The sequence below is a fragment of the Sphingomonas bacterium genome (genome assembly GCF_903643065.1).
GTDB lineage: Bacteria > Pseudomonadota > Alphaproteobacteria > Sphingomonadales > Sphingomonadaceae > Sphingomonas.
Map to the genome: position 1 here is coordinate 1 of NZ_CAHJWX010000483.1, position 2,520 is coordinate 2,520.

2 protein-coding genes are annotated in these 2,520 nt (G+C 71.3%); one reads left to right on the forward strand and one right to left on the reverse strand.

Annotated elements, in window-relative coordinates:
- Positions 1–108 precede the first annotated feature (108 nt).
- Positions 109–1,194, forward strand: a complete 1,086-nt coding sequence (locus HUU95_RS14195) for a 5-(carboxyamino)imidazole ribonucleotide synthase (protein WP_174280690.1) — start codon at positions 109–111, stop codon at positions 1,192–1,194.
- A gap of 204 nt (positions 1,195–1,398) precedes the next feature.
- Here the strand turns inward: HUU95_RS14195 and HUU95_RS14200 are convergent.
- Positions 1,399–2,520 (reverse strand): DUF885 domain-containing protein (locus HUU95_RS14200; protein ID WP_174280691.1); only part of this gene is annotated, 1,122 nt, incomplete at its 5' end.

A 2,520-nucleotide genomic window follows, 5' to 3' on the forward strand; every position in this document is an offset into this window, starting at 1 on the left:
TGTGGCGGACGACGCGCTGGCGGCGCGGCTGCGCGACTGGCGCGCGGCGCAGACGGCGGGCGTGGCGGAGGAGCCCGTTGAGGGAGCCGGGAGCCGGGAGCCGGGAGCATGACCGCCCTCCCCCCCGGCGCCACGATCGGCATCCTGGGCGGTGGGCAGCTCGGGCGGATGCTGGCGCTCGCCGCCGCGCAGCTCGGTTATCGCACGCATGTCTACGCCCCCGAGGCGAGCGGGCCCGCGACGGAGGTGACCGCGCATTGGACGCAGGGGCGGTTCGAGGACGCCGGCAAGCTGCGGGCCTTCGCCGCCCAGGTCGATGTCGCCACCTATGAGTTCGAGAACATCGATCCGCACGCGATCGCTTATCTGTCCGGCCGCGTCCCCGTCTGGCCGCCGGTGGAGGCGCTCGACGTGGCGCGCTACCGGCCGGCGGAAAAGGCGCTGGTCCGCGACCTGGGCGGGCAGACCGCGTCGTACCGGCAGGTGGCGAGCGCCGACGAGCTGCGCGCGGCGCTGGGCGAGATCGGCGCGCCGGCGATCCTGAAAACGACGCTGTTCGGCTATGACGGCAAGGGACAGGTGGCGATCGATACGGCCGAGGACGCCGACGCGGCCTGGGCGGCGCTGGGCAAGCCGCCCCGGCTGTCGACCGGCGTGCCCGCGATCGTCGAGGGCCGCGTTGCGTTCGCGGCCGAGTTCTCCGTGCTGCTCGCGCGCGGTCTGGACGGCGCGGTCGCGAGCTGGGCCGTGCCGGAGAACGCGCATCGCGACGGCATCCTGGCAACCTCGACCGTGCCGGCGGGCGACGCGGTGCTGGCGCAGGCCGTCCAGGCGACGGCGTTGGCGCGCGCGGTGGCGGAGCGGCTGGGCTATGTCGGCGTACTGGCGTGCGAATTCTTCTGCACGGCCGATGGCCCGGTGTTCAACGAGATGGCGCCCCGCGTCCACAATTCGGGGCATTGGACGATCGAGGGCGCCGAGACCTCGCAGTTCGAGAACCACATCCGCGCGATCGCCGGCCTGCCGCTGGGTTCCACCGCGCTGACCGGCACGGGCGTCGCGATGCGCAACCTGTTGGGTGACGACGGATGGGCGGACGCGCTCGCCGAGCCGGGCGCGCACGTGCACCTGTACGGCAAGAGCGACGCGCGGCCGGGGCGCAAGATGGGGCACGTCACGCGGGTGTGGCGGTGATTGGTTCAGAGGAGGCGCGGAGGCGCGGAGAAGAAGAGGTGGTAACGCGAAGACGCGAAGAGGCCGCAGCTGATCCGCGCGAAGCGCTATCAAATTCGTGTTTCAGGGCCGCTGACGCGGACGGGCTTCGATCCTTTCTTCTCCGCGCCTCCGCGCCTCCTCTGAACCAACCTTCTTATCGTTTTCCCGCCTTCGCGCGAACCATCAGGCCCAAGCCTCGCCCACCTGCTTCAGGACATCCAGCGGCAGCCGGCCATGGCGCAGCACCTCGGTGTGGAACGCCTTGAGGTCGAAGCGCGCGCCCTGCCTGGCCTTGGCGCGGTCGCGCAGGTCGGTGAAGACCGAGTGGCCGATCTTGTACGAACAGGCCTGGCCCGGGTTGACGCAATAGCGCTCGACCTCCAGCGTCGAGCGATCGGGGGTGTAGCCGACCGCGTCGACGAATTGCTGGATCGCGCGCTCGCGCGTCCAGCGATAATGGTGCAGTCCGGTGTCGACGATGCAGCGGTGCGCCCGGAACAGCTGCGCCGCCAGATAGCCGCAGCGGCCGGCGGGATCGTCGCCGTACATGCCGATCTCGTCCGCCAGCTGCTCGGCATACAGCGCCCAGCCTTCGGCGTAGCCGGAGAAATTGCCGCTGATCTTGCGCAGCAGCGGCAGCTCCTTGTTGGACAGCGCGAGCCCGCCTTCCAGCTGATGGCCGGGCAGCGCCTCGTGATAGATCGTCGTCGACAGCTGGTTCTTCGGCCAGTTCGCCGAGTCGCGCAGGTTGAAATAGACGATGCCGGGTCGCGAGCCGTCGAGCGCGGGCGACTGGCTGAACGCGGCCGCCGCGCCGGGCTCGGTCTGCGGCGGCACGCGGCGGACCTCGAACTGATAGGCGGGAAGACGCGCGAACACCCCGGGCAAGCGGCCCCGGATCGCGGCGAGCCGTTCGTTGCAGAAGGCGATCGCATCGGCCTTGCCGGCATCGGTATTGGGATAGATCTGGCCCGGCCGCGCGCTCAGCGCGATCATGCGCGCGCCGATCGAGCCCTGTGTCAGGCCGAGCTTGCGCAGTTCCGCGTCAAGCCGCGCGCCGATGCTCGCCGCCTGATCGAGGCCGAAGCGGTGCACCTCCTCGGGCGACAGCGTCGCGGTGGTCGTCGCCTGGAGCGCCACGGGATAGAAGGAGTCGCCGTTGCGGACGTGCCACACCCCCGCGTCGGGGGTCGCCGTCCGGCGCAGCGCGCGCAGGTAGTCGCGCTGGCGGCCCAGCGCGGGGAGCACGCGGGTCGTCCAGATCGTCGCCGCGCCGTCCGCATAGCGGGCGTCGAGCCCAGATCG

What these genes read in the sequence shown, in the direction of transcription:
- HUU95_RS14195 (WP_174280690.1), top strand. Translation starts at nt 109, where the DNA reads ATGACCGCCCTCCCCCCCGGCGCCACGATCGGCATCCTGGGCGGTGGG.